This window comes from Amycolatopsis sp. NPDC004169, assembly GCF_040610315.1.
Taxonomy (GTDB): domain Bacteria; phylum Actinomycetota; class Actinomycetes; order Mycobacteriales; family Pseudonocardiaceae; genus Amycolatopsis.
Map to the genome: position 1 here is coordinate 44,241 of NZ_JBEXMD010000025.1, position 26,427 is coordinate 70,667.

Consider the following 26,427-nt stretch of genomic DNA (forward strand, 5'->3'; position numbering starts at 1 on the left):
GCAGTGCCCACTGGGCCGTTCGAGCTCATCGACCCAGTCTTGACCGGCTCTCCCGGGTCGGCAGTCTGAGCCGGAAATTGTGTACAGTGGGGAACTTTCCGGCTACTGAGTGGTAGGTGTTGCGGACATACCTCGCGGCCCGGGCGTGGGCGGTGTCTACCGGCGAGTTAACGTCAGCGCATGAGTCGTGTTTCTCAACCCTGGCCGCCGGTCCCGGTGGAGCCCGCGGTCCCGCACCCCAAGGCACCGGCGCCGGGCACCGAGCTCGGCGTGCACTTCGCGGAGTGCTTCGGGTGCGGCGACGAGGCCGACGCCGGGCTGCACCTGCGCTCGACCGTCGGCGAAGGCCAGGTCGTGCACTCGCGGTTCACCGTCACCGCGGCCCACCAGGGCGCACCCGGCCTGGCCCACGGCGGCCTGCTGGCCTGCGCGTTCGACGAGGCGCTCGGCTCGGCGGTCGGCAACCTGATGCGCCGCCCGGCGGTCACCGGCAAGCTCGAGACGGACTTCCGGCGGCCGGTCCCGGTCGGCTCGACGCTGTTCATCGCGACCCGGCTGGACGGCATCGCCGGCCGCAAGATCTACGTCAGTGCCGACGGCCGCCTCGACGCCGAGGACGGCCCGATCGCGGTCAGCGCGCGGGCGCTGTTCGTCGTCGTCGGCTTCGAGCACTTCAGCACCCACGGCGACCCGCAGGCGCTGGAGAAGCTGGCCGCGCAGCATGAGAAGAACCAGCGTGAGCGCGGCGAACGCGACTGGGAGATCAACCCCTGATCAGGTGAGCGTCCGGGGCCGGATCGCGTTCGCCCGGTCCACCAGCTCGATGCGTTCGTCGAGCGTGCCCGCCAGCCGCGCCAGCGCCCGGTAGCACCGCTCGAGGCCGAACCGCAGCTCGCGTTCTTCGAGCCGGCACCCCAGCACGTGCGCGCCCGGCGTGGGCTTGCCCTCCTTGAGCCACTCGTGCGCGGCTTCGAGCACGCCCGCGGACAGGCGCGTCCGCCGTTCGACGTCGAGCCGGAGCCGCTCGAGCCGGGCCGACGCGTCGAGCAGGTCGTGCTCGGTGACCGGGGTTTCGCGGCCGTTGGCCTTGGTCGCGGTGGTTTTGATCTTGATCGCGGCGACCTGCGCGTCGACGTAGTGCGTCGAGGACGGCGGCACGGTTTCGAGCACCTCGACCGCGCTCGCCCGCGCGCCCTGCGCCAGGTAGACGCGGGCGAGGCCGAAGGCGGCGCTGACGTACGTGCGGTCGGTGCGCCACACGAGTTCGTAGAAGCGCGCGGCGGCGAAGTAGTCGCCGACGCCTTCGGCGCTGATGCCCAGCGCGAGCTTCGGGGCGACTTCGCCGGGCAGGTCGTCGTACACCGCTTCGAAGGCGACGTGCGCAACCCGCGAACGGCCGCCCGCGAGCTCGATCAGGCCGCGGTACCAGTCGATCCGCCAGTCGTGCGGGTAGCCGTTCTTGATGGCCAGGTACTGCGCGGCCTGCAGCTGCCGCTGGGCCTCCGCGAACTCGCCCAGCTCGATCCGCGCGCGCACGATCCGCAGCCGCACCTCGATCGACTCCCGCGGGGCCCCGGCCAGCGCCTCGATGGCGGCCCGCGGGTCGAGCGCGGTCGTGGTGGCGAGCACGCCCGCCGCCGGGTCGTCCGTGTCCACCTGCGGGATCGGCAGGCCGGCGACGACCTCGTCCGCGCCCGGCAGCGGCACGCTGGCGCCGGCTTCGGGCACCACCAGCTGCACGCCGAACGTGCGGCTCTCCGGGCCGAACACAGTCGACGCGCCGGGCCGCGGCTTGCCGGTGCCGAGCGCCATGATCTCGCGCAGCACGCCGGTGAGCTGGTCGGACATCTCCTCGGCGGAGAGGAACCGCCGGTCCGGGTCGGAGTGCGTCGCGCGGCGCAGGAACCGGTAGTACGAACCGAACAGCGCGAACAGCGGGACGGCGTCCGGGCCGGGCAGGGTGGTCTTGAACTTGGTGGTGTAGCCGGTGAACTCGAAGCTGAGCACGGCGAGCGTGCGCCCGACGGTGAACAGGTCCGACGCGATCGACGCGCCCTGCGTCGGCAGTTCCGGCGCGCTGTAGCCGGTGGTGAAGAACAGCGGGCTCTCGTAGTCGTCGGTGCGGCGGACCGCGCCGAGGTCGATCAGCTTCAGCTGCTCGTTGGTCTGGATGACGTTGTCCGGCTTGAGGTCGCAGTAGAGCAGGCCCTGGCTGTGCAGATAACCCAGCGCGGGCAGGATCTCCAGCCCGTAGGCGATGACCTGGCCGATCGGCAGCGGCTCCGGACGGCGGCTTTCCCGGTGGTGCGCCAGCGCGAGCTGCCGCAGCGACTGGCCGCCGACGTACTCCATCACGATGTAGCCGGTGGTCGTGCCGCTGTGGGCGTCCGGGTGCTGCACGAAGTTGTGGATCTTGACGATGTTCGGGTGCTCGACCTCGGCGAGGAACCGCTGCTCGTTGGCCGCGGCCGCCATCGCCGTCGCGTCGCCGGTGTCGATCAGTCCTTTGAGGACGACCCAGCGGTCGCTGACGTTGTGGTCCTGCGCCAGGTAGATCCAGCCGAGACCGCCGTAGGCGATCGCACCGAGGACCTCGTACTGGCCGCCGACGAGCTCGTGCGGCTGCAGCTTCGGGAGGAAGGAGAACGGCGCGCCGCAGTTCTCGCACTTCCCTTCCGGAGAACCGGGTTTCCCGTCCTTACCGCGGCCGACCTTGGCGCTGCAGCTGCCGCAGAACCGCTTTTCCTCCGACACCACCGGGTTCGTCAGCACCGCGGACGCGGGGTCGCGCGCGGGCACCGGCGGGACCTCGACCAGCCCGGCGCCCAAGCGGCCGCGGCGGGACCGGGACGTCCGCGACGACGTCCGCCGCGAAGTGCCGGGGAACGCACCGGAGCCGGAGGCCGAACCGCTGCCGGTGCCCGTTCCCGTCCCGGTGCCCGTGCCGGTGTGCCGTCCTTCGCTGGTGCGCTCGGGCAGGACGCTTTCGGTGCCCGGGTCCGGCAACGGGGCGTCGGGACCGGTGTCCGGCCGCGGCACCGGCGGCATGATGCTCTGGGTCTCCGGCGCCGGTGCGGCGAGCACGCTCGTCGGCTGCGGCGCGTTGGGGTCCGGGCGCAGGGCCTGCGTCGCCGGCGCGACCGGCACGTTCGGCGGCTGCGGCGCGTCGGTGTCCGGACGCGCGGCCGGCGTCACCGGCACCTTCGGTGACTGCGGGGCGTCAGCGGCCGGCGTCGGCGGCGCGACGGGCGCGATGCTGCCCGGCGGGCGGGTCGGGTCTTCGGCACCGGGGATCGGCGGGCGGGCGGCGGCCTGTCCGCGCGGCGGCGTCGGCGGGCGCCGCACCGGCGGTGTCTGCGCGGGAGGTGTCTGCGTGGGAGGTGTCTGCGCCGGGACCTGCCCGCCGGCCGGTGCCGGTTCGCCTTCGTCGAGCCGTCCGGAGATCGACGGCTCCGGCGTCTCCCACCGCACCGGTGGTGGCGGCCGCCAGCTCGGCGTGGCCACCTGCTGCGGCTCGTCGTCCGGCGCGGCGTGCCGAGGACGGCGCGGCTCCTCCGACACTGCTACCTCCCGGATCCCCTGCGACGTGCGGAGATCGATCCTAGTCGCGCTGAGCTACCTTCACTGCTGGTACTGGGGCGACGGCGGCGAAGCCGGGCCGAGGCGGGCTTCCACCCAGCGGCGGTAGCTGTCCTGCCAGACGCCGTTGCCGCGGATCTGGTCGAGCACCGCGTTGACGTAGCGGACCATGTCCTCGTTGTCCTTCGGCACGCCGATGCCGTAGTTCTCCTGCGTCAACCGGTCGCCGCGGACTTCCAGGGTCGAATCCTGCGCGGCCATCCCGGCGAGGATGGTGTCGTCGGTCGACACCGCCTCGACCTGGCCCTGCTGGAGCATCACCAGGCAGTCCGACCAGTTGTCCACCGAAACCGGCACCGGCTTGGCCGGGTCCGTCGCGATCTTCGCCAGCGACGTCGACTTCTTGGTCGCGCACACCCGCTTGCCGTTGAGGTCCGACAGGTTCTGCGCCTTCGACTCCTTCGGCACCAGGACCTTCTGGCCCGCCACGTAGTACACGGAGGAGAACTCGACGTCCTTCTTGCGCGCGCAGGTGATGCTGTAGGTCCGGACCACGATGTCGACCTGGTGCTTCTTCAGCACCTCCTCGCGCTGCGAAGACGGGATCGCGCGGAACTGGACGTGCCCGTCGGCCGAGCCGAAGATCGCCTTGGCGACCGCGTTGACCATGTCGATGTCGAAGCCCTCGAGGTTGCCCGAGGTGGGGTTGCGGAACCCGAACAGGTAGGTCGTCTGGTCGACCCCGGCGATCAGCTTCCCGCGCTTCTTGATGTCCGACATCGTCGAGTTGTCGGGGACGGTGGTGCTGGAGGGCGACAGGCTGGCCAGCGGGTTGCAGCTGGTGTCGGAGGTCCCGCCCGCCGTCGCGTCCGGGCCGCCTACGTGCGCGGGCTGCGGCCAGGCCGCGTTGCTCACCGGAGCCGGGTCGACCGGTTTCCCGGGGCTGCCGCAGGACGCCGCCAGCAGCGCGACGACCGCCAGCACGCCCGCTCGGACCGTGTTCCGCCGCCTGCTCACCGGTACTCCCTCAGTCGCTCCCGGATCCCCATGGTGACACCAGCCGCGGCGACGATCGCCAGCACGGCCAGGCCGGGTGCGAGGACCGTCAGCGCGCGGTCGCCGTTGTGGGTGTCGTCGACGAAGTCCTGCCTGCCGACGTCGATCGCGGCCTGGAGGCTGTCGTCGAGCCGCCGGAACGCCGGCGCCGAGCCGCCCTTCGCGTCCTCCTTGACGGCGGAGTCGACGGCTTCCTGGTACGCGCCGGCGTCGTCCTGGGCGCGGACCTGCCGGTGCGCCTTCAGCCAGTCGGTCGCGGCCGCGGACGCGTCGGCGACCTTCGTGGCGCCGTCGCCGTCCTTGATCAGGCCGCGGGCTTCGCCGAGGAGGCCCCCCTGGCCGTCCTCGCCGACCAGCTGGACGGCCTTGGCGCCGAAGTCCTTCTCGTACGCGCCGCCGTCGCCGCGGGCGACCAGCGTCAGCGTTTCGTCGGCGCGGGCCTGCAGCGCGGCGATCCGCGCGCGGACGAGCACGTCGACGCGGTGCGAGCCGTCCTCCTGGCCGCTGCCGACCAGGCTGCCCTGCACGATCAGCGCGACCGCGCCCCACAGCAGCGACACCACGACGGCGGCCGTCGCGACGACGAGCCCGACGTTCAGCAGCCGGTTGGTGCGCCGCGTCAGGTAGACCTGGGCGACGATCAGCGCGGCCAGCAGCGCCACCACCAGGATCGTGGCGAGCCACGGGAAACCGGTGGCGCTGTCCTGCTCTTCGATGAGCCGTTCGGTGTCGACGCGGTAGAGGTCCTGTGCGGCGGGCAGGATCTTCGCCCGCATCAGCTCGGACGCCTCGCGCAGGTAGGAGGCGCCGACCGGGTAGCCGAGCCGGTTGTTCGCCCGGGCCGTCTCGACGAGCCCGGTGTAGACGGGCAGCTGCTGGTTCAGCACGTCGACCGGGGTGGCCGCGGCGGCGACGTCCGCGCTGTCGGAAGCGGCCTTGGCGAGCGCGGCGCCTGCTTCGGCGATGTCCCGCTCGTAGCGCTGGCGCAGCGCGGGCGGCTCGGTGCCGATGGAGAGGAACGCGCTGGCGGCGGTCGCGTCGGCGTCGGAAAGCGAGCGGTAGACCTGCTGCGACGCGGCGGCGAGCGGTTCGCGGCGGTCGATGACGCCGCTGATCGTGTCGTCGCGGTCCTGCACCGACAGCGTCGCGACGAACCCGGCGACGAGGGCCAGCAGCACCAGCCCGACGGCGATCACGGTGAGCCGGCCGGGTGTCGTCGCGGCCGAGCGGACGACCGCGCGGACGCCCTGGCCCGGCAGCTCGAGCAGCCCCAGCAGGCCGCTGCGGCCCCCGGTGCGGTCGCGGTTGTCCGGTGGCGACGGCGGAGCTCCCGGCGCGGGCGCCGGGGCCGTCGCGGTGCTGGTCATCCCCGAATTCCTCCCCCTGCCATCCGGGGCATCGCCCCAGGCCGGGGGCTTCGCCTCCCGGAGCCCCCGAAAAAGATCGCTGTGAGCCGTACCCGCAGAAGGTAGCCGAGTCGCCGCGCGCGCAGCCACCGGCACCGCCCGCTGTCACCAGCACGTGATCTGGGCGGACGTGTTCCGGCGCACACTTGTGCTCAGGTGCGGGCTTCCGCGGGCACGCGCCGGTGATCGTCTTCGGGCCCGACGACGGCGTGCCGCCTGCCAGCCCTTCACCTGTCCGGGTGAATCGGCCGAGGGTGTTCCGGACGTCGCGACCCACACCGTCCACATCGGACTGTATGGCCGTCAGTACCTCGGCGAGCTCCACGTCCAGCGCGCCAAGGGAATGCGCGGCTCCATGATCCCGCGTTGCCGGGGAGTCAGCCGCGGATGGCCGGGGCGAGCGAGTGCGGGAGCACGGCTTCGGGATCCGGCGGCCGCCGGACGACCACCTCGACGTCGTCGGCGAAGCGGTACGGCTTTGCGCCGAGGATGCCGCCGAAGTGGCGTCTCAGGCGCGACATCTCGGCGCGGACGGTGACCGCCCGGCCGGCGTCGCCGAACAGGTCGGCCGACAACTCGGAAGCCGACCGCCCGTCGCGGCGGCTGGCCAGGACGTACAGGACTTCGGCGTGGCGCGGGCTGAGCCGGTGCGTCCAGGTCCCCGCGGCCGTGGCCACGGTGAGCTCCGGCTCCCGCGGCGACCGGACGTCGAGCACGACGCGGGTCGGCGGGGCGGCGTCGTGCTCGGTCAGCCGGAGCAGCCAGCCGCCGGGCACCGGCTCGACCGAGCAGTCGCCGTACGTGGGCAGCCACGCCCGCCCGGGCCCGAGGCCGGTGGGCAGCGCGACCCGGTCGACCGGCGCGAGCCCGGTGGACGCGGCGACCCAGCCGTGCTCGTCGGTGACCATCGCCCGCCCGCCGACCTTGGCGAGGACCGGGCCGGCGAAGCCGCGCAGCCGTTCGAGCTCGGTGAGGTGGGTGGTGCGCAGCTGGGCTTCCGCGAGCTGCGTCACGGCGTCGACCAGCGCCAACGTCGTCGCGTGGACGGTCGAGGCCGGGCCGGAGAGGTCGACGACGCCGAGCAGCCTGCCGTCGCGCGGGTCGTGCAGCGGCGCGGCCGCGCACGTCCAGGAGTGCTGGGCGCGGACGTAGTGCTCGGCGGAGTACACCTGGATCGGAGCGCGCGCGACGAGCGCGGTGCCGATCGCGTTGGTGCCGACGGACTCCTCCTGCCAGTCGGCGCCTTCGACGAACCCGAGCCGGTCGGCACGGCGGCGGACCGCGGCGCTGCCGTCCCGCCAGAGGACGGCGCCGCCGGCGTCGGCGATCACCATGATGTGCGCGGCCTGCTCGGCGAGGCTGATCAGGGCGCCGCGCAGGACCGGCAGCGCCTCGGCGAGCCCGCTGGCCCGGCGACGGGCTTCCAGCTGCGCGAAGCTCAGGACGGGCGCGGCGGCCCGGCTGTCCGGGTCCATGCCGAGCCGGCGCATGCGCTGCCAGGACGCGGCGATGACCGGCCGCGGCCTGCTGGGCAGGGCCTGGCCGTTGAGGGCCGCTTCGTGCACCTGCGCGAGGACACGGGCGTGCCGCCGGGGATCCGCCCCGACCGGCAACGCCGCCTCGAGGTCTCGCTGCCCCAACCGCCGCTCCTTGTGCTGTGCCTCCCGGGAGTCTGCCGTTTCGGCCGGATGATCGGTAGGTGGGGCACGTCGCGGTTTGTGGCCGGTCAGTAGGAGACGTAGACGTCGGTCTCGACGTCGTCCCGAGCGGCTCCGGGCGCGGAGACCGAGTCTTCGATGAGCCTGGCGACCTCGGCGTCGATCGCGTCGAGAACCTGTTCTCGCAGCTCACCGCTGTCGGTGACGCGGCTGCGGAACCGCTGGAGGCAGTCGCCGACGTGCCGTGGGAAGCCGGCTTCGATGAGCGTCGGGCCACCGCCGCGGCGAGCCCGGCCGACCGCTTCTCCCGCTGCTTCGTGCACGGCGAAGAAGTCGGATCCGTCGACGACGACTCCCGGCACGCCGAGCCCGGCCACCCGATCGGCGTAACCGGTGTCCTCGGTGACGAAGATGGCGGGCAGGTGCCAGGCCGACGCGAGGTTCAGCGCCTCCAGCGTCGTCCCCGGCCCGTCGCCGAGGAAGGCGACGCCGACGCCGCCGGTGTTCTGCTGTTTCGCGGCGATCGCGGCACCGCAGATCAGCAGCGGGACCCCGCCGAGGGTGTCCGTCACGGCCGGCGGGTGACGCCGGATCTCGGCCAGGACGGCCCGCACGTCGACGCCCTTGGCGATGCGGTGCCCGTGTCGGCGGTGGGTGCCGGCGATGGCGTCCCGGCCGTCGAGGTGGAGGCAGACACCGGCGGCGAGGGCCTCCTCACTGGGATACCGGCGGTCGCCGGTCGCACGGACCTGTTCTTCGACGGCCCTGATCGTCCGCATGACGCGGTAGGCACCTTGGAGGGCGTCCGTCATCTCCGGCGCTCCTTCCCCGGATCGGTTTCCGTGCGCAACAGCCCTTTCCTCGCCGCCTCCGCCATCGCCGCCCGGACGTCGACCACCCACGGCCCGTCCGGCTTGAGCTCGACGAACGCGCTCTCCCCGGTTTTGAGCTCGAGCTCGCGTTCACCGTCGAGCGCGATGACCCCGCCCGCCGCGGCGAGTTCGACGCGCACGCCGGGCTGCAGCAGCCCCCAGCCGCGCACGCCGACCGGCCGCACGAGCCCGGGCGCGATCGGCGCGTGCACGACGTACGGCGTCTCCCCGACCGGCCCGAGCTGCAGTGCGACGCCGTCCGGGCTCGACCGCGGGCTGGGACAGAGTTGGCCTGGAACGCTCGAGAGCCCGATGCCGTCCGGTTCGGCGAAGGTGCAGTACAGCTCGGTGAGCGAGGACGGGTCCCACAACGCCCGCGCTCCGATGTGCCTGCTCAGCGACACGCAGACGTCCACGAGCGCGATCTCCCGGCGGGCTTTGGTGACGACCTCCAGCACGCTGACGCGGTGGGTGACGAGGTCCGGATCGATCTGCCCGGTGGCGATCAGCCCGGCGGCCAAGCCGGCGACGGTCGCCTCCCGCACCTGCGGGAAGACGTTGTTGGTCCCGGTCGAGAGGGCGAGCAGCGGAACGTCTTCGCAGGCCGCGGCGGCCACTCGCGCCGTCCCGTCCCCACCCAGGACGACGATGACCCCGGCACCGGCGTCGACCATGCGGCGCACGGCGTTCGTGGTGTCGGCGGCGGTGCCGGTGAGAGCGTCTTCCTCACAGAAGTCGACCTTCGGCCAGGAGCCGCCGCGGCCGAGCGCCCGCAGGACCGCGGCGGAGATCCCGCCGAGGTCGGTCGAGACCAGGGCCCGGTCGAGCCCGGCGACGGCGAACGCCGCCAGCAGCCGCTGGACCATGTTCGCCTTCTCGGCGGTGGGGAACACCGACGCCTGAGCGACCAGCCGGCGGATGTCCCGCCCCGAAGCGGGGTTCGCGACGATCCCCGCCACCGTTTCGCCCACCTGACCTCCCGTTCTTTCCCTGGAGAACAGGAGACTCCGTGATCGGGCAAAACGGAAGGGTTGCAGGGCGTTGCAGTGTGCACGTGAACGCGTGACGAAGCGATGTAGATCACACCGGCGTCCCACTCTGTGGTCGCCAGTGGACAGTCCAACCTGGAAGAGCCGGGCGGGTAAGAACCAACCAGGACGACGTCGCGGCAGCAGCGACCTACGGAACCAGGTCGGCGACGCCCTCGTAGGTGAAGCCGGCTTCGGTGACCGCGGCCCGGACGTCGTCTTCGGCCAGCGCGGTCTCGGCCCGCACGAGCACCCGGCGCGCCGCGACGTCGACGTCCACTTCGGCCACTCCCGGCAGCGCTGTGATTTCTTCGGTCACCGACTGGGCGCAGTGCCCGCAGCTCATCCCGGAAACGGTGTAACCGTGCTCGATCATGGTGCGCAGCTTACGAAAAGGGCCGCCACCCCGAACGGGTGACGGCCCTTTCCCAAGATCAAAGTCAGATCACGGTGACCGACGTGGCCTGCGGGCCCTTCTGGCCCTGGCCGATCTCGAACTCGACGCGAGCGTTCTCCTCGAGGGTACGGAAGCCGTTACCCTGGATCTCGCTGTAGTGAACGAAGACGTCGCCGCCACCGTTGTCGGGGGTGATGAAGCCGAACCCCTTCTCGGAGTTGAACCACTTCACAGTGCCCTGAGTCATCAAAAATCTCCATGTGTAACACCAAAACAGGAAGCCACTTCGGCGACCCGGGTCAGCACCCGGACGGTTTGCTTCCTCGGTGAGGAGACACTACGCCCGCTGACTTTCTGCGAGCGTGACTCAACACGAACACAAAAATCGAGACCTTAAGCAGTAAAGCACACCTTGACCAGGGCGGACAAGCCATCTTCACCCGGGCGGGGTGAGCTATTCGCCACTCGCGGGGCGCAGCCCCTCGGTGGCGAACGGCGAGCGCCAGGCGGCGTCCCGATCGGCGGCCACCACCGCGTCGTCGTGGGCTTCCGCGCTGGCGCTGAACAGCACCGGTACGACGCCGGAGGACTTCAGCTGGTCGGATGCGTGCTGGTGATCGGTCACGTCGAAACTCCCCTCGTTCCCTGCCCGCTTCGGCGCGGGTCATGACCGTGATGGTGCCATGCGGCACCGACAGAAACCGGTTGTCTCCCGCCGGGACCCGGCCGGGAAGGTTCAGCGGCGAACCACCACCGGAACACCGCCAGGTTACCCGAGCCAACGCCCTGCTACCACACGACATTCCCGGGATTTTCCGGAACGAAACGGAGTAAAACCGTTACTGGGCGGGAGGTTGCGGACGCGCCTGCCCGAGCAGGGCCGAGATCCGCACGTCCGGGGTCACGACATCGGGGTCGGTCCGCACGTCGATGACGCACGGCCGCTGCCGCACCAGCGCGCTGGCGATGATGGGCTCGAGCTCTTCGCGATCGTCCACGGTGTACCCGGCCGCGCCCAGCCCACGCGCCCACGAGGCGAAGTCGGTCAACGGGATGGACACCCCGGTGAGCCGGCCGTAGGTGCGGGCCTGGTGCATCGCGAGCGCGCCGTGAACGCCGTTCTGGAAGACGACCACCATCACCGGCGCCCGGTACCGGACGGCCGTTTCGATCTCCTGGCCGGTCATGAGCGTCCCGGCGTCCCCGACCATGGCGACGACGGTCCGCCGCGGTTCGGTCAGCTTCGCCGCGACAGCGGCCGGCACGGCGTAGCCCATGGCGGCGTTGCTCGGACCGAGCTGGCTGCGCGGCGCGGTGAAGCACCAGTAGCGGTGCATGAACTGGGCGAAGTTCCCGGCGTCGCTGGTCACGATGGTGTCCTCGGGCGCCAGCTTCCGCAGCGCCCGCACGACGTCGACGGGGTGCACCCGCGTGTTCCCGCTGGTGTCGGGCGGAGTCATGAAGGTGTGGACGGCGGCGTTGGCGGCCGAAGCCCGCCGCGTCCGCGGCGCCGCGACCTCACGTAGCTCCCGCAGGAACGGCTCGACCTCGGAGTCCACGCGGAAGGTCAGCCCCCGCCGCTTCGGGCTCACGTCGATGCCGGTGCCGACCATGACCAGCGTTTGCTGAGGGGTCGGGTAGCGGTAGGCCTGGGTGGTCACCTCGTCGAGCTGGGTCCCGAGCGCGAGCACCAGGTCCGCGCGCTCCAGGGCGTCCAGCTGCCGGGCCGGGATGCCGAGCCCCAGGTGACCGGCGTACCGGGCGTGGTTTTCGGGGAAGGCGTCCTGCCGCCGGAAGGCGTTGTAGACGGGCAGCGCAAGCTCATCGGCCACGGCGATGAGTTCGTCTCGCGCCGACCGCGCCCGCCCGCCGACGATGACCACGGGGTATTTGGCCTCGTCCACCAGCTGCGCCACAGCGTCCGCCGAACGGCCCAGCGTCCCGGACGCGGGCGGCCGCACCCGCGCCATCGGCTTGGCCGCGTCGTAGGGCATGCCCCAGATGTCGCAGGGCACGCCGAGCACGACCGGCCCCGGCCGCCCTTCCTGCGACGTCGTCAGCGCGTGCGCGAGCAGCCCCGGCAGCCCGTCCGGGTCGGTCACCCGCAATGTCGACTTGGCGATCGACTCGAACATGGCCGTGAGGTCCGACGTCGGCAGCTCCCCCGACGACAGCGGCACGGGTCCGGTCGCCGGCGTCTCCAGCAGGACGACCATCGGCGTCTCGTCCTGGTACGCCGTTTGGACGCCGATGGCCAGGCTCGCCGCACTCGGCCCCCGGCTGGCGAGCAGCACGGCGGGACGTTCGGTCAGCTTCCCCTCGGCCTCCGCCATGAACGCCGCGCCCGCGTCGTGACGGGCGGAGACCAGCGTGATCTCCCGCTCCCGTTGCAGGGCGTCGAGCAGTTCCAGGAACGACTCACCGACCACCGCGTACACGCGGCGGACACGCGCCTCGGTCAGGATCCGCACGGCCGTCTGGGCGACGGTCGCTCCCAGTTGGTATCTAATGAGGAGAGCTTAGGCGGGCACCGTTCAGTGCAGTCAAGTGATCTTCACCGAAACCGGACAAGGATAGGCCGAATGTCCGCTTTGACCGACTGCTAGCCGATCAAGGGAGCGAGGACCACCGACTTGGCCGCGACCGAACATGAAACTGTTTTTACTTATGGCGCACCGGCGCTGAAGTACGGCACCGGCGCCAGCGACGAGATCGGCTACGACCTGACCCAGTACGGCGCGCACCGCGTGCTCGTCGTGACGGACCCGCAGGTCGCCGAGACCGGCTGGCCCCGCCGCATCGCGGACGGGATAGCGAGCTACGGCATCGACACCGAGATCTTCGACGGCGTCCACGTCGAGCCCACCGACGTCAGCATGCAGAAGGCGGTCGACTTCGCCCGCGGAACAGGCCCGTACGACGCCTTCGTCGCCGTCGGCGGCGGGTCGGCCATCGACACGGCCAAGGCAGCGAACCTCCTGACGAGCAACGATGGCGACCTGATGGACTACGTCAACGCCCCCGTCGGCGGCGGCCGCGCACCGGACCGCCCGCTCAAGCCCCTGGTCGCGGTACCCACCACGACCGGCACGGGCTCCGAGAGCACCACGGTCTGCGTCCTCGACGTGCTGTCGCTGCGCGTCAAGAGCGGGATCAGCCACCTGCGGCTGCGCCCGACCCTGGCCGTCGTCGACCCACGGCTCACCGTCAGCCAGCCGCCCGGAGTGACGGCCGCCAGCGGCATGGACATCCTCTGCCACGCCGCGGAGAGCTACACCGCCAAGCCGTACACCGAGTTCGAGCGCAAGCGCCCGGAGCAGCGCGTGCCGTACTGCGGCTCGAACCCGCTGGCCGACATGTTCGCCGAGCAGTCCCTCAGGCTGTTGTCGTGGGCCCTCCCGGCTGCCGTGCGCGACGGTTCCGACCTCAAGGCCCGCGAGGCCATGGCCCTGGCCGCGACGTTCGCCGGTCTCGGCTTCGGCAACGCCGGCGTGCACATCCCGCACGCGAACGCCTATCCGATCGCCGGCCAGGTCAGGGATTTCCACCCGGAGGGTTACCCGGGCGAAGAACCCATGGTCCCGCACGGCATGGCCGTCTCGCTGACCGCGCCCGCCGCGTTCCGCTTCACCTTCGACGCGGCCCCGGACCGCCACCTGCGCGTCGCCCGCCTCCTGGCGCCCGACTTCGAGTGGCCCGGCGACTTCGCCGACCACCTGCCCGCGGTGCTGATCGACCTGATGCGGCAGATCGGCATCCCGGACGGCATCGGTGCCGTCGGCTACACGGAGTCCGATGTGGACTCCCTCGTCGAGGGAACGCTGAAGCAGCAGCGCCTGCTGGCCACCGCACCGCGCGAGGCGTCCGCGGACGACCTGTCGGAGATCCTGCGCGATTCGGTGTCGCTGTGGTGAGCGGCTACCCGCACTGGCAGACGGTCCCGTTGCGCTGGAAGGACAACGACGTCTACGGGCACGTGAACAACGTGGTCCACTACTCGCTGATGGACACCGTGATCAACACGTGGCTCATCGAGCAGGGCGGCCTCGACATCGAAACCGGGGCGGTGATCGGGCTGTGCGTCGAGTCGCACTGCGGGTATCACTCATCGGTGTCCTTTCCTGGTTCGCTGAGGGTCGGGTTGCGGGTCGCGCACCTCGGGAAGTCCAGCGTCCGCTACGAGATCGGGATGTATGCGGCCGACGAGTCCCTGGTCGCCGAAGGACACTTCGTCCACGTCTTCGTCGACCGCGAGTCCCGCCGGCCGACACCGGTCTCCGGCAAGCTGCGCGAGGCACTGGAGGCACTGCAACCCGGATGACGTGCACCGCCGCCGTGTCACCTCCTTTCCGACGGTGTCGCTTCCGGGCCGTGTTTCTCCCGTGCTTCCGATGATGCATCACGGCACCGACAGAACCGGCCGATCGGCCCGAGTTGTCCACAACCGCCACGATCATCGGCCAGTTATCCACAGATTCCCGTCGAGGGGTTCCCCGCCCCTTCGGCGGCGATAAGCTGGAAAGCGCACAGGAAAGGTCCACAGTGGACGAGCTGATTGCTCACCGGATCGGCAGGTAACACGGACGGCGGCCTAGGAGTCGGTCCGGTTGCGGCGGCAGAGTGGTGAGGGGGCGGCTCGAGTGTGGTCCCCCGACCGCCGCCGGCAGGCGTCCCGCCGGCGGTCGCGGCACCCGAACTCGAAGTGGGCCGAAGAAGTTGGTGGTCGCGCGTCCGCTCTCGGCAGACGCCCCGGGGGCGGACGCGCCACCGCCGTGTGTGGCCTGGTGGTTTCACGGATTCGTCGCCGGAAGGCGCCCCGCCGACGACCGGAACCCGCCGGAGGCGGCCAGGTAGTGGTCGCGGCCCGTCGCCGGAAGGCGCCCCGCCGGCGGGCCGCACCACCACCGAGAGCGGCCGCCGCCGACCCCAGCCGGCCGGTTGCTTGCACCGGCCGCCGCGGTGGTTCCAGTCAGCGACCGATAGACGGCGAAGACTGCGTACCGCCCAAAAAGGGCAGTGCTTCCTTACCGTCGAAGAGCGAAGCCAGAGAAAGGAGGACCCCCGCACTGCCGGTCTTGACGTCCATCGACAGGCGCAGCAGCCGGGTGCCCGGAAACGCGAGGCCGCCCTTGTACGGCACCGCGTACCAAGCCAACCACGCCAGGTGTTGATCGATCGCCGCCGAACGGTTCGGGAGTTCCGCGCCCGGACTCGCAGCCAGCGCAACCGCCAGCCCGCACCGTCCGGCGAGCAACCCCGGCTGGACGACGAACTCACCCAGGCACGCCTTCCGCAAAGCGGGAAGGCTGTCGCAGGCTTCCGCGTCCGGGCGGTGCCGCGCCAGCTGCTCGGCAACCAGGAGGATCCCGGCGCTGCCGACACCGACGTGAGGCAACGTGCGGGCCGCGCCGTCTCGGACCTGCAGCGAGCCGTCCTCGGCTTCGATGCATTCTTCGAGGTCACGGCACAACGCCTGGTCGGCAAAGGCGAGCCAGGCCGGCTCGCCGGTGCGTTCGAAGAGCCGGATGAACAGCAGCGCCGGCCCGGCCCAGCCGGACAACAGGCCGGCGCGAGCCGAGTTTCCCGGCGGCGCGGCGGTCTCCAGCGCCTCGGCCAGCCGAACGGCCGTGGCCAGCGCCTGGCGGCCGAACTCGTTGTCCTGGCGGACGGTCGCGAAGTGCAGCATCGTCAGCCCGATGCCGGCCAGACCAGTCTCCAGGGAATGGTCGGTCGTCTGCTCGACGAGCCGCGCGGACGAAGCCAGCAGCTTGCCGGCTTGGTCGTGGTACCCGAAGTTCTCCAGCACATAGGCGATGCCGGAGCTGCCGTCGTAGAACCCAGGCCGGGTCGGCGGCTCCCGGCGGACCGCTTCGATCAGCCAGCCTTCATGCTCGGGGAAGCGGCCGGCCCCAGCGACGTCAAGCGCGTGCAGCACACCGGCGGCACCGACGCCGAAACTAGAACCGCCGACGCGAAACTGTTCGATGTCCCCCGGGAACAGCCGGTCCTGGCGCGAGGGCGTGGCGCTGGCCAGGATCGCCTCGACGACCTGCTTGCGAACCAGCGGCCAGTCCGGTTTGTCGTGGTCGAGCTCCGTGTGAGCCGAGGTGGGTTCAGCATCGACGTCACGCTGGGCCAGCACAGCGACTGCGGCATCGGCGTACCCCTCGGGCAGCGCGAACCGGCGTTGAGCGAAGTCGGCGATGCGGCGCAGCTTCGCCGGAGCGAGCTCGGCCAGCGGCGTCAGCGGGAGGAAGAGCCACAGCCGCAACGCCGCGAGTGCGTGTTCGTCGACCTCGAAACCGCTGCGGTCGGCCGGCGCGCGGAAGCCGGGCGTGCCCGGAGCGGGACGATCGCCTGACTCGACGTCGAACGCCGTCCCGAAGTCGGTCAGGGCGATGCGGTCTTGGTCGTCCTCGTCGATCAGGATGTTCGAAGGGTGCAGGTCTCCGAAGACGATGCCGCGAGCGTGGATGTCCGCGAGCGTCTTCTCTACCTGTGTGGCGATGTCCAGCGCGCGCCGCGCGTATGCCGCGAGGTCAGCGGTTGACGAGTTGCTGCTGGTCAGCGGGTAGTTACGGGACAGCCAGTCGGCCAGCGAGGTCCCTGGCAGGTACTCCGTGGCCAGGTAGTGGCGCTCCGAGACGGTGAAAAGCTCGACCACCTGCGGCACACCCGGGATACCGGCGAGCCGGACGAGCACCTCGTGCTCTCGGCGTAGCCGTTCGACGGCGTCGGTCCCCGCCTCGTCAAGACCCGCGTGCGGACGGGCCTCCTTGAGGACGACCGGGTCACCGCCCGTCTTGGGGGCGGCCACGAAAATTCTCGTGCTGTGCGAGGTGCGGAGCGGGCGCACCGTCCGGTAGGGGAACTGAGCCAGGGCACCTTCTTTGCGCGCAGCGAGACTGCTACGCAAACAGGCTGGCAGCTTGACCCAGTCGGGTACCGAGAACGTCAGCTCGCGCTTCTCGGGTACCAGCCGTCCATCCGGCTTGCGAACCGCCGGGACGCGGCTGCCATTGTGTTCGACCCACTGGTCTGCGAATCCGCCGTAACGTACATAGAGCGGGTGGTCGCCGTACTGCAAGGCGCCGGAAATGCCGGGTCCCGCCTCACCTTCCAAGCTCGTTGAGAGAGCTACGAGGACTCGCTCGAGTTCGCTGTCGTCGACCGGGTTAATGGTGGCCAACTCGACACCGCCGTCGCCGGATGCGTATTTCGAATTCCGCGTGAGCAAAGTCGTCAGCGAGCGGAGGTGCTTGAACGCAACTCTGTGCTCGAGGCAGCACTCAGAGACCTGCGCAAGTACCCGGCTCGCGTTGTCCGGGCGAGCCGTGACATGGACCTGCCAGCCCTGCGCAGGAAGAACACTGCCTTCGGGATGTAGCTCGCGCCACGCTCCACGTTCGGTGGTCACCCAATCAGGGCCCGGCACCGGGAGAGCCTTCGCGAGATCGTCGGCCGGAGCGCCGTTTTCAGGCTGTTCGTCGTAGAACAGCCGGTCGGCGAAGCAAAAAGCTTCGTGGCGCAGATCCATCCGAGATACCCCTCCGTACGATCCCCCGGACATCACAGTCCTGGGACGAGGATATTCCCCCATGCCGAACAGCTCTGGGCCAATCCGCCAACCCGGCGGTTCAGCTGGGCTATCCGAGGTAAGTAGAAACGACGTCTACCGGCCGATAGACGAACCCAGGGTGATTTTGTCCAGTCGGACCATCACACCATAGTGGTGTAACGTGAAGATCTTTCCGCCATTTCCGCAGGTCCACCCATGGAACGCCGCGAATGACCCCAGCGAATTGGCAGAATGCCATCAAGACCGGCTTGTGATCGATTTTCGGGATAGGCGCCATTCTCGTCGGCCCAGACGTAGAACACAGGAGCACCGCGGTGGTCCACGCCACGCCCGGCACCTCGCCGGACAGACCCGCCGGTACCACGGAGTAAGTTGACGACCGGCGGACCGGAAGGAGGAACGGGTGATCTTCGGATTCGCCGTGACGGTCGCCGTGGCTGCCACGCTCGTCGCGCTCTGGAGCTTCGTCCAGTCGGCCAGGAACCGGCTGCCGGACAACCCGCTCCTGATCGGAGTCGCGGCCGTCGAGGCGCTGCTGGTCGTCCAGCTGGTGATCGGGATCGTGCTGCTCGCCGGCGGTGACCGGCCCGGCAGCCTGGCCACCTACCTGGCCTACCTGATCGGCTGCCTGGTCGTGCTGCCCGTGGGCGCCGCCTGGGCGCTGGCCGAGCGGAGCCGGTCGAGCACCGTCGTGCTCGGCATCGCCTGCCTGGCCATCCCGGTGATGGTGCTGCGACTGAACGAGGTGTGGAGTGGAGCAACAGCGTAAAACGGCCTCCGGCCCCGGACGGGTGCTCGTCGCCGTGTACGCGATCTTCGCGCTGGCCGCGACGTCGCGGGCCGGCGTCCAGATCAGCACCAAGTTCCACGAAGCTCCGCTCGCCTACCTGCTCTCGGCGTTCGCCGCGGTCGTCTACATCGTCGCGACGATCGCGCTGGCCCGGCGCGGGGACGGCTGGTGGCGCGTGGCCCTCGTCGCCTGCTCGATCGAACTGCTGGGCGTCCTGACCATCGGCACGCTGAGCCTCGTCGACGCGGCCGCGTTCCGGCACCCGACCGTCTGGTCGGTCTACGGCGAGGGCTACCTCTTCATTCCGCTGGTCCTGCCGGTCATCGGGCTGTACTGGCTGCGGAAGACCGCCCCGGCGAAGGTCGCCGCCTAAGACGGACGGCCCCGCTCACGAGCGCGGAACAGTACGGGAACTGCACGTACCCCACTCCGGGAAATAAATACGGATTCCACCGGCGACTTTCGTCGGTTCCGGACATTCGCCGGCAACTCGGACAATCTTCGAGTTCGGTCCCCACCGGCTTTCCCCACGCGGTTCTCCCCCGCGTGAAAAGGAGTGAGCGTGAAATTCGGCAAGTTCGTCCTGCTGGCCGCGAGCACCGCGCTGGCCGTCGTCGGCCTCGGCGGTCCGGCGGCCGCCGACAGCACCCCGCAGGCCCAGCCGTCGATCATCGGCGGCAGCACCGCCACCAGCGGCCCCTGGGCGGCCCGGCTGTTCGTCAACGGCCAGCAGAACTGCACCGCGACGATCATCGCCCCGCAGTACATCCTCACCGCCAAGCACTGCGTCAGCAGCTCCGGCACCTACACGTTCCGCATCGGCAGCCTGGACCAGTCCAGCGGCGGGACGACGGCCACCGGCTCCACCATCACGCGCTACCCCGGCTCCGCCGACCTGGCGATCGTCCGGCTCACCACCTCGGTGAACGCCACCTACTCGCCGCTCGGCAACGTCGGTGACGTCTCGGTCGGCCAGAACGTCTCCGTCTACGGCTGGGGCGCCACCAGCCAGTGCGGCTCCGAGATCAACTGCCAGTCGCGCTACCTCAAGGTCGCGACCGTGCGGGTGAACTCGATCAGCTGCAGCGACTACACCGGCGGCGTCGCGGTGTGCGCGAACCGCGTCAACGGCATCACCGCCGGCGGCGACTCCGGCGGCCCGATGTTCGCTTCCGGCCGTCAGGTCGGCGTCGCGTCGACGAGCGACCGGTCGAACAACACCGCCTACACCAACATCACGCGTTATCGCAGCTGGATTTCGCAGGTGGCGGGCGTCTGATTCCGCCGGAAAAGGGCCCGGCCGCGAAAGGCCGGGCCCTTTTCCGCACGCTCAGGACGTCGAAATGTCGTCGAGCTGTTCCGCGGCCGGCCGCACCGGGTAGAGGTCTCCGCCCGGCTGCACCGGCACCCGCGGCAACGCGGATCGAGCCGCGGGATCACCCGCGTCGGCCGCCGCGTGCAGGACGTCCAGCGCCGCGTACGGCCGGAAGTCCAGCTCGGGGTACGGCCACGCCGGCTGCCCCTGCGTCGCTCCCGGGATCAGGAAGTCGACCGCGGCGAACAGTGTCGCGCCACTTGGTGCCGTGTAGTGCCACAGGTCGACGCCGACGTGCTTGCCGATCTGCGCCAGCCGGGTCAGCGCGACCAGGTTGAACGCCGAGTAGTGCCAGCTGCGGGTCCGGCTCGTCTCCTGCGGCTGCAGACCGCCGGCCTGGATCTGCGGCGCGATCCGGTTCGGCCCGGCGTCCCGCGCGATGGCCGCGGCCAGCTCACGCTGCCCCGTGCCGAGGGCGAGCGACGCTGCGAGCATGTCGTAGAAGCTGCCGTGGTTGTTCTGGGCCTTGGCCTCGTCGGTCCCGTTCTTGCTGGTCCGCAGCCAGTCCAGGAACTGCGTGTACCAGCCGGTCATGCCGGCCTGGTCGGTCTTCGTCCAGCCGGGCGCACCGGTCGCCAGGATCGCGGTGGCGTCGACGACCTGGCTCAGCGTGTAGGAGAACTCGATGATGCCGATGCCGCGGCCGTCCACCTTGCACGGGATGCCCTGGGCGAAGTTCATGTTCGGGTTCATCTTCGTGGCCGTGTCGAGGAACCACGTGCGCAGGTCGAGCGCCGCGCGACGGGCGTATCGCGCGTCGCCGGTGTAGTACCAGGCGAGCGCGAGCCGGTAGATCGCGGCGAATGCCTGGCCGCGGTAGGCGTGGTCGGTGATCTCGTCGACGATCGGGTTGCGCTGGCCGTCGCGCTGCACGAAGGGGCAACCCCACGGGTTTTCCGCGGTCGGCTGCGTCGTCGGCCACCAGTAGGGCGCCAGGCTCAGGTAGTCGTGCTTGTCACCGCTCGGTGGGACCTGTTTCTTCGACGTGACGCTCCACGGCCCCGCCGTGAGATCGGTCTTCGCCGCAGTGAGCAGGTTGTTCAGCGCGGTGCGGGACGTCTTCTCGCCGACGAGCGCGGCGAACTTCGTGCGAAGCAGCTGATTGCCGTCGAGGACGGCGGTCTGCGGCGCGCACACCGGCCCGATGACCGGGACAGCGCAGCCGGTGGGTCGCGACGCGGCCTCAGCCGGCGTAGCAAGCGAAGCGACGAGGCCGACAGCGGCGAGCGCGGCCACGACGGTGTGGCGGAAAACCATGTCCGCTCCATTCACAAATATGAACAACAGACCTGTGAGTGAATGGAGCGTACGCATGTGAACACAGCCGAGGCAATGCCTGGTCCAAACCAGAGACCGTCAGCCGGCGAAGTCGCGCGGCCGGAAGAAGGCGACGAGCCGCGCGGTGCGAAGAGCGTCCCAGGGATCCGTGGTGGCGAGCACGGCCGCGGCGCCGGTGGGGAACTTGGTCTGGACCGCCAAGGTCTCTTCACCGAGGCCGGCGAGGTGCAGGGTCACGTCGCTGACCCCGGGCTCGTGCCCGACGAGCGCGAGCTTGGTGACGCCGGGCGGCGTCCGGCGGGCGGCGTTCAGGAACTCGGGGACGTCGCCGCCGTAAAGATCGTCGTCGTATTCGACGGGCGGTGGCGCGGGGAGTTCGTCGCTCACGCGCAGCCACGTTTCGCGCGTGCGACGCGCGGTGGAGCAGACCGTCAGCTCGGGAACGTGTCCCTCTTCCACGAGCCACCGGCCGAGCCTGGGCGCGTCGCGGAGACCGCGCGGCGCCAACGGCCGCTCGTGGTCGGGCAGGCCCTCCGACCAGTCCGACTTCGCGTGCCGGACAACGATGAGCCACCTGGTCGCGTCCATTCCGCCACCCTAACGGTTTCCAGAACAACAAAATCGGGGCCGGAAGCAGCTGCGCTTCCGGCCCCGATCATGGTGTTTTGGTGCTACCCGCGCTTGAGCGCATCGGTGAGGCCGCCCTGGGTCAGCGGCGTGTTACCGGCCAGCTGGGTCAGCCCGCCCAGCGAGAGCAGCTGCGTCACGTCGGGCAGCCCGTTCAGCGTCGGGAGACCGCCGGTGCTCGGCACCAGCCCGCCGACCAGCGGAAGCCCGGTCGCCGACCGCTCGTCGGTCTGCTGGAGCGGCGCCGCGGCGTCGGCGGAGGCCTGCAGGCCGGTGACCCGGGTGCCCGCCTCGGGGTCGAGCGGTTCGGTGGAGACGTTCCCGTGCAGCGGCAGCCGGTCGTCGACCGGCGTGATCGTGGCGCGCCCCTGCTCCGTGTCGGCCGTCGCCGCCAGCGGCAGGGCGGCCGGGAGGGCAGGCAGGTCGGTGGCCGAGAGCTCACTGCCGAGCGGCGCGTTGAGGTCGTGCTCGGGCGAGTCGCCGTCGGCCTCGGTGCTCGGAACGGCGTCCTGCTGCAGCAGGTGCAGCGGCACCACGTGCAGGACCGGGGCGAGGCTGCCGACGACCGGCTGCTGCACGGCGGGCAGCGCCGCGGCGAGAGGCTGGTCGGACTGCTGCAGGTCCTCGCCCGTCGTCTCGGTCACCGCTTGGAGCTGCTCGGGGGCGCCGTTGACCGTGTTCGCGAAGTGGTGGATCCCGGGGTTCGTGGCGAGCTGCCCCAGGACGGCGTCGGAAACGCCGGGAACGATGGACTCGGCCGATGCGACGCCGGAGCCGACCGCCAGCAGCCCGCCGCTGGCCAGTGCAACCTGCAGGATCCGCTTCGTCTGAATACGCATGACAAATACTCCTTTGATGAATACTGGAAAAGTGATTTCTGGATGAAGGTTCAGCGCAGCCGGAAGTAAGATTCACGACCGCTCCGGCAGCACCTCATGCGAGCCCGGCGAAATACCGGCTCTGTTCGAAGGTGGCCGTTCGTCAGTCCGGCGTGACGCCGGGCTGGATTTCCGCTGCCACCACGGCGTGCTGCTGCACGCGATTCCGACGGCCCGAGGACTGCAGGCGAGTTTCGGAACGGGGCTGAGCGACATCACCGCAACCGCGATCGCCGCCGGCGGCGAATGCCGCCGTCGCGGGGACCACGTATGACTGCAAACCCGATCGTCCGCCGAGCCCGCCCAAACCGTGGTCGGCCCCGAGGTCAGCGTGTGCCTCACCGAGCACGGAAGCCGCGGCAGGCCGAAGCGGAGGCGCTGCGGAGGGGTCGGTTGACGCTTCCGGCGAGCCGGTTTTCGCCGGCGCAGACCGGACGTCGTGCGACTCGGTGGCAACGGGGTCGGCGGGCCGCTTTCCGACGTGCTCGACAGGGCTGTCGGGCGACTTGAGGATTCCCGTCAGGTCGGTCAGCGTGAGAACGGCAGCAGGAATTGTTGTCACTGCAGGGATTGCGTGGGCGTGCAGCACGTCAACACGAGTGGCAGCCTCAGAAAGGCCGCGTGCGACGTCATCGACGCGTTCCACCGCTTGCGGCAGCACAGACGGCTTCGGGTCGCTCACGGCCGACACGGCAGTCTGAACGCCGGCACCGATCGGCTCGTTCGTGATGTCGGTGAGCGTGCTGGCCGACGCCGTGGCCGTCAGCCACGCGACGGCGGAGACGGCGGCAGCGCCGCCGACCACGACGAGCGCACGAACCAGGGCACGGCGGGCATTGACCATGCCGCCTTCCCGCCCTGTCCCGCTCGTCACGTTCGCGATCCCGCCTGTTCGCCGATTCCCTGTGCCGCCGACGCAGCCGTTCCACCATAACCACACTCTCATTCCCCGGTCGCGCAATACCCCACTCTCGTGGCCGATTAGCCGAAATCGGGCCGTTTCGAGCCCGACGACCACGGCGCCGACCAGGGGAAATCGGTCGGCAAGATCGCCTTTGCGCGTCTCGAATGATGCGTCGCCAATTCACCCGATGCAGCTACAACGACCGCGGATTTCGCGAATGTTCGGGTACACGATCGGGGGCCTGGGACGCCGTCCACACCCAGCCGGCCACCGACGGCGTGCCCTCGGCGTACCTACCCTGCCGCCGGGCGACCACGCTGCTAGTGATGAGAGTTCGTACAACTGCGCCGCCAGCGCGCTCACCAACGGCGGCGCCGGCCAGGGCTTCTGACAGTCGTGCAGCCGTACTCCACTGACGAAGGAGACGACTGTGTGGTGGGCCGCCTGGGGCTCGAACCCAGAACCTACGGAGAATAAGCCCAGGTCAGCGGCTAGTTCTCGTCATCTGTCGATACCAGTCTTCACCTGCATCGACGTCCGCGCCAAACGATCATGGTCGGTCGCTGGTTCTCGTCGTTCTGCGTAGTTTCCCGGGGGAAAACCGGCGAGATGATCATGCCCTCTTCGCGGCTCTCGCTGCCAGCTCGCGCGTACCTACTCTACCGCCCACAGCTCCCCCGCCATCCTGATACGAAGCCAGCACGCGGCCGGTGGCGTCGGGTCAAGGCACGCTTCCCAGCCTTGACGCGGCGCTACCGGCCGTTGTCACGATCAAGCTTCGGGATGTGCTTACCGCCGAACGGGCGTAACACGGTGGCGTCTGACAGCGACCCGGGTTGTACGACTCATCGACGAGGGAGGCTCGACGTTGGCTGAATGGCTCAGACGTGCCGTCGGCGTGCGGCGCTGCGCAACTGCACCAAAGGCGGCCACGCCGCCCGGCCGGTCGGCAGAGCGGAGCGGAGCCGGCCGTGCCGGGCACGGCGTGGTCGCCGACGTGAGCAGCGCCGCCAGGCGACAAGCGCGCCGCCCGGCGGCGCGCCCTTGATCCCATAGAGCCAAATTCGGCAAAACGCAATCAAGGAAGCTGGCGTCGATACATCGTTCACGAGACAAGTAGCCCACCACGCGACACTCGTATAGTCTTGGCAAATCGACCACCATCGAGAAGCCAAAAGGGGAACTAGTGGATATAACCATCAGAAACATCGGCCCAATAAAGGAGGCGAGCTTCTCAGTAGATCCACTCGTTGTCTTGGTCGGGCCGAACAATGCCGGTAAATCCGTCGCAGCAACAGTGATATACGCTTGTCTTTCGACAAGCAATATGCCTGTCGCAAACTATCGCCTCGACCGCCGTTATTCACCGGGATCAAGCTCTGGATCTAGCAATACGTCAGATGACGACTGGGGAGACCTTGCCTCATTTATCGTTGACACGGTCGGGTTTCGCAATAACAAGGAAGATATTTTCGAGCAAATTGCCGAGGGCGATCATGTGCCACCCGGGCTACGCGAGACGATCACCCAGATTGTGGAACGCCTTTTCGACGCCTATTGCCTCTCCATAGTAGACGAACTCGAGCGAGTATTCGGAACTGAAATCCTAGAGCTTCGCCGAGTCCAGCAGCGCGCAACGAAGGCTCACATAACCATAAGAAGCACTGCGCCATCTTGGAAAATCGATATATTTATCGATTCCAAGGGGCCAAATTTTGTGGTCGAACATCCGGAATGGCAACCAATCTGGTCACTCATGGCAAAACATGGCTTTCGCCGATGGGGACGATTCGGGCCAAGTCGGGCAATGATCGCACGAGAGATCGCGATCGAGACTCGTCGCGCCTGCTTCTACTCACTCCCAAACCGAACGCGTTACTTACCCGCCGCACGATCCGGCATCATGCAGTCACATAAGGTCATTGCGAGCACCCTGATCCGGCAATCCTCCTGGGCAGGACTGCAGGATATGCGGATACCAGCAATGAGCGGGGTAGTTACAGACTTTCTCAGCGAAATGATTGAGATTGACGTCTCGTACCAGGGGCCGTTCAGCAAGATCGCCAGCCAGTTGGAAAGAGGAGTGCTACACGGCTCAGTGGAGCTACGGAGCAGTCGCGGGAACTCGCCAGAACTCGTATTCGCCACCAAGAATGGCAGCTATCCGTTGACACGAACGTCTTCGATGGTGTCAGAGCTAGCTCCAGTCGCGGTATACCTGAAAAACATAATTCACGCAGGTGAATTACTTATAATTGAGGAACCAGAGGCGCATCTACATCCAGCAAGTCAGGTTGCATTTGCCCAGATACTTGTGCGCCTAGTGAACGCTGGCCTCAAAGTTGTAATGACCACACATAGTGAATTTTTTCTCCAGCAGCTCAACAATTCATTAGCTGCAGGTAGTTTATCTCAAGGAGAAGTCGCCCATCTGAAGTTTGACAGAGAACTACAGATTAGGCGCGACAGCGTTGGCGCTTACACATTTGTTCCGGGAAACCGTGGAACTATAGCCAGACGCCTTGCTCTCGACGCTCGTTACGGGATACCAGACGCTGGCTTCGATACCGTTACCGAGCAACTATACAACGAGAACGTCGAATTGGATCGGCAACTTGAGACAGAAAATTGAGATTCCGGCCGATGCGGCTTTGCATCGCACCTGCTGCTCGATACGCAGCTTTACGGAAGGTAAGTGCTCAATCAAGCTGCCGAACTCTGGCAAGTGGCTGGCGATATCAGGGACGAAGTTCCAAAAAACTCATAATCCTAACGGTAATTTGTGCGACGTGTGCTTGCTGTGGGCCGCAGTCAAAGTGGACTTGACCGCAATGGCCCTAGAGGCAAAGGGGGTAGCGCTAGCGTTGATCACGTACGCGGGCAGCTCCAGGGCGGCGCAGACCTTATAGCAAGCTGGGTACCACCGAAGCAGACTGTAAACTTCTTTCCTGTTCTAGTTCATAATCGTCTTTCGACTGTACAAGTTCGAGAACTGGCTAA

Annotated in this window: 22 protein-coding genes; 7 read left to right on the forward strand and 15 right to left on the reverse strand. The window is 69.0% G+C overall.

The window, feature by feature from the left end; translation table 11 throughout:
- Window positions 1–180: 180 nt before the first annotated feature.
- Window positions 181–774 carry a PaaI family thioesterase gene (locus tag ABZX11_RS29520; RefSeq protein WP_176173542.1) on the forward strand — a complete coding sequence of 198 codons (594 nt, stop codon included), beginning with the start codon at window positions 181–183 and terminating at the stop codon, window positions 772–774.
- Here ABZX11_RS29520 and ABZX11_RS29525 read toward each other — a convergent pair whose 3' ends face one another.
- The 10 genes from ABZX11_RS29525 to ABZX11_RS29570 form a co-directional block, all read right to left on the reverse strand.
- A complete protein-coding gene (locus tag ABZX11_RS29525) occupies window positions 775–3,561 on the reverse strand; it encodes a tetratricopeptide repeat protein (protein WP_354918925.1) in 2,787 nt (928 codons plus the stop codon).
- Window positions 3,562–3,621: 60 nt separating this feature from the next.
- A complete protein-coding gene (locus ABZX11_RS29530; protein ID WP_254897032.1) occupies window positions 3,622–4,596 on the reverse strand; it encodes a glutamate ABC transporter substrate-binding protein in 975 nt (324 codons plus the stop codon).
- Window positions 4,593–6,002: a hypothetical protein gene (locus tag ABZX11_RS29535; protein ID WP_354918930.1), complete on the reverse strand. Its 1,410-nt coding sequence runs from the start codon at window positions 6,000–6,002 to the stop codon at window positions 4,593–4,595. The genes ABZX11_RS29530 and ABZX11_RS29535 overlap by 4 nt, the downstream gene beginning before the upstream one ends.
- Window positions 6,003–6,418: 416 nt before the next feature.
- Window positions 6,419–7,681 carry a GAF domain-containing protein gene (locus ABZX11_RS29540; RefSeq protein ID WP_176173545.1) on the reverse strand — a complete coding sequence of 421 codons (1,263 nt, stop codon included), beginning with the start codon at window positions 7,679–7,681 and terminating at the stop codon, window positions 6,419–6,421.
- A gap of 86 nt (window positions 7,682–7,767) precedes the next feature.
- A complete protein-coding gene (locus tag ABZX11_RS29545; RefSeq protein WP_354918933.1) occupies window positions 7,768–8,511 on the reverse strand; it encodes a thiamine pyrophosphate-dependent enzyme in 744 nt (247 codons plus the stop codon).
- Window positions 8,508–9,542: an NAD(+)/NADH kinase gene (locus ABZX11_RS29550; protein ID WP_176173547.1), complete on the reverse strand. Its 1,035-nt coding sequence runs from the start codon at window positions 9,540–9,542 to the stop codon at window positions 8,508–8,510. The genes ABZX11_RS29545 and ABZX11_RS29550 overlap by 4 nt, the downstream gene beginning before the upstream one ends.
- 208 nt (window positions 9,543–9,750) lie before the next feature.
- Window positions 9,751–9,975 (reverse strand): heavy-metal-associated domain-containing protein, encoded by a 225-nt coding sequence (locus tag ABZX11_RS29555; RefSeq protein WP_354918936.1) that lies wholly within the window; start codon window positions 9,973–9,975, stop codon window positions 9,751–9,753.
- A gap of 64 nt (window positions 9,976–10,039) precedes the next feature.
- The gene (locus ABZX11_RS29560; protein WP_004563013.1) at window positions 10,040–10,243 is read right to left on the reverse strand and encodes a cold-shock protein; all 204 of its coding nucleotides are present in this window, start codon (window positions 10,241–10,243) and stop codon (window positions 10,040–10,042) included.
- A 207-nt stretch (window positions 10,244–10,450) separates the two neighbouring features.
- Complete coding sequence (locus ABZX11_RS29565; protein ID WP_176173549.1) at window positions 10,451–10,621, reverse strand: hypothetical protein; 171 nt, start codon at window positions 10,619–10,621, stop codon at window positions 10,451–10,453.
- 214 nt (window positions 10,622–10,835) lie between these two features.
- On the reverse strand, window positions 10,836–12,494 hold the full coding sequence (locus ABZX11_RS29570; protein WP_354919113.1) for a thiamine pyrophosphate-dependent enzyme: 1,659 nt from the start codon (window positions 12,492–12,494) through the stop codon (window positions 10,836–10,838).
- Window positions 12,495–12,629: 135 nt separating this feature from the next.
- Here ABZX11_RS29570 and ABZX11_RS29575 point away from each other — a divergent pair, with 135 nt between their 5' ends.
- Both ABZX11_RS29575 and ABZX11_RS29580 read left to right on the forward strand, forming a co-directional pair.
- Window positions 12,630–13,910, forward strand: a complete 1,281-nt coding sequence (locus tag ABZX11_RS29575; RefSeq protein ID WP_354918939.1) for a hydroxyacid-oxoacid transhydrogenase — start codon at window positions 12,630–12,632, stop codon at window positions 13,908–13,910.
- The gene (locus tag ABZX11_RS29580) at window positions 13,904–14,317 is read left to right on the forward strand and encodes a thioesterase family protein (protein ID WP_176173551.1); all 414 of its coding nucleotides are present in this window, start codon (window positions 13,904–13,906) and stop codon (window positions 14,315–14,317) included. The genes ABZX11_RS29575 and ABZX11_RS29580 overlap by 7 nt, the downstream gene beginning before the upstream one ends.
- Window positions 14,318–14,965: 648 nt before the next feature.
- On the opposite strand, the gene lanKC is transcribed toward ABZX11_RS29580, so the two are convergent.
- The gene (lanKC, locus tag ABZX11_RS29585) at window positions 14,966–17,533 is read right to left on the reverse strand and encodes a class III lanthionine synthetase LanKC (protein WP_354918943.1); all 2,568 of its coding nucleotides are present in this window, start codon (window positions 17,531–17,533) and stop codon (window positions 14,966–14,968) included.
- A 445-nt stretch (window positions 17,534–17,978) separates the two neighbouring features.
- Here lanKC and ABZX11_RS29590 point away from each other — a divergent pair, with 445 nt between their 5' ends.
- From ABZX11_RS29590 to ABZX11_RS29600, 3 genes are all read left to right on the forward strand, one after another.
- The gene (locus tag ABZX11_RS29590; protein WP_354918946.1) at window positions 17,979–18,344 is read left to right on the forward strand and encodes a hypothetical protein; all 366 of its coding nucleotides are present in this window, start codon (window positions 17,979–17,981) and stop codon (window positions 18,342–18,344) included.
- Between the two features lie 22 nt (window positions 18,345–18,366).
- Window positions 18,367–18,738 carry a hypothetical protein gene (locus tag ABZX11_RS29595; RefSeq protein WP_254897490.1) on the forward strand — a complete coding sequence of 124 codons (372 nt, stop codon included), beginning with the start codon at window positions 18,367–18,369 and terminating at the stop codon, window positions 18,736–18,738.
- Between the two features lie 189 nt (window positions 18,739–18,927).
- The gene (locus tag ABZX11_RS29600) at window positions 18,928–19,644 is read left to right on the forward strand and encodes a trypsin-like serine protease (protein WP_176173555.1); all 717 of its coding nucleotides are present in this window, start codon (window positions 18,928–18,930) and stop codon (window positions 19,642–19,644) included.
- Window positions 19,645–19,695: 51 nt separating this feature from the next.
- On the opposite strand, the gene ABZX11_RS29605 is transcribed toward ABZX11_RS29600, so the two are convergent.
- The 4 genes from ABZX11_RS29605 to ABZX11_RS29620 form a co-directional block, all read right to left on the reverse strand.
- Window positions 19,696–20,997, reverse strand: a complete 1,302-nt coding sequence (locus ABZX11_RS29605) for an alginate lyase family protein (RefSeq protein WP_354918950.1) — start codon at window positions 20,995–20,997, stop codon at window positions 19,696–19,698.
- A 99-nt stretch (window positions 20,998–21,096) separates the two neighbouring features.
- Window positions 21,097–21,606 (reverse strand): histidine phosphatase family protein, encoded by a 510-nt coding sequence (locus tag ABZX11_RS29610; RefSeq protein ID WP_354918953.1) that lies wholly within the window; start codon window positions 21,604–21,606, stop codon window positions 21,097–21,099.
- Window positions 21,607–21,689: 83 nt separating this feature from the next.
- Entirely contained in the window at window positions 21,690–22,484 is a 795-nt protein-coding gene (locus ABZX11_RS29615; RefSeq protein ID WP_354918956.1) for a hypothetical protein, read from the reverse strand.
- A gap of 142 nt (window positions 22,485–22,626) precedes the next feature.
- Window positions 22,627–23,367, reverse strand: coding sequence for a hypothetical protein (locus tag ABZX11_RS29620; RefSeq protein ID WP_354918959.1), 741 nt, complete (start codon window positions 23,365–23,367; stop codon window positions 22,627–22,629).
- Between the two features lie 1,246 nt (window positions 23,368–24,613).
- On the opposite strand from ABZX11_RS29620, the gene ABZX11_RS29625 reads away from it, so the two are divergent.
- Entirely contained in the window at window positions 24,614–26,059 is a 1,446-nt protein-coding gene (locus ABZX11_RS29625; protein ID WP_354918962.1) for an AAA family ATPase, read from the forward strand.
- Window positions 26,060–26,427: the final 368 nt, after the last annotated feature.

Excerpts from the sequence above, each read along its gene's own strand:
- ABZX11_RS29520 (WP_176173542.1), top strand. The coding sequence starts at position 181 with ATGAGTCGTGTTTCTCAACCCTGGCCGCCGGTCCCGGTGGAGCCCGCG.
- ABZX11_RS29535 (WP_354918930.1), bottom strand. The coding sequence starts at position 6,002 with ATGACCAGCACCGCGACGGCCCCGGCGCCCGCGCCGGGAGCTCCGCCG.
- ABZX11_RS29545 (WP_354918933.1), bottom strand. The coding sequence starts at position 8,511 with ATGACGGACGCCCTCCAAGGTGCCTACCGCGTCATGCGGACGATCAGG.
- ABZX11_RS29555 (WP_354918936.1), bottom strand. The coding sequence starts at position 9,975 with ATGATCGAGCACGGTTACACCGTTTCCGGGATGAGCTGCGGGCACTGC.
- ABZX11_RS29560 (WP_004563013.1), bottom strand. The coding sequence starts at position 10,243 with ATGACTCAGGGCACTGTGAAGTGGTTCAACTCCGAGAAGGGGTTCGGC.
- lanKC (WP_354918943.1), bottom strand. The coding sequence starts at position 17,533 with ATGGATCTGCGCCACGAAGCTTTTTGCTTCGCCGACCGGCTGTTCTAC.
- ABZX11_RS29605 (WP_354918950.1), bottom strand. The coding sequence starts at position 20,997 with ATGGTTTTCCGCCACACCGTCGTGGCCGCGCTCGCCGCTGTCGGCCTC.
- ABZX11_RS29610 (WP_354918953.1), bottom strand. The coding sequence starts at position 21,606 with ATGGACGCGACCAGGTGGCTCATCGTTGTCCGGCACGCGAAGTCGGAC.
- ABZX11_RS29615 (WP_354918956.1), bottom strand. The coding sequence starts at position 22,484 with ATGCGTATTCAGACGAAGCGGATCCTGCAGGTTGCACTGGCCAGCGGC.
- ABZX11_RS29620 (WP_354918959.1), bottom strand. The coding sequence starts at position 23,367 with ATGGTCAATGCCCGCCGTGCCCTGGTTCGTGCGCTCGTCGTGGTCGGC.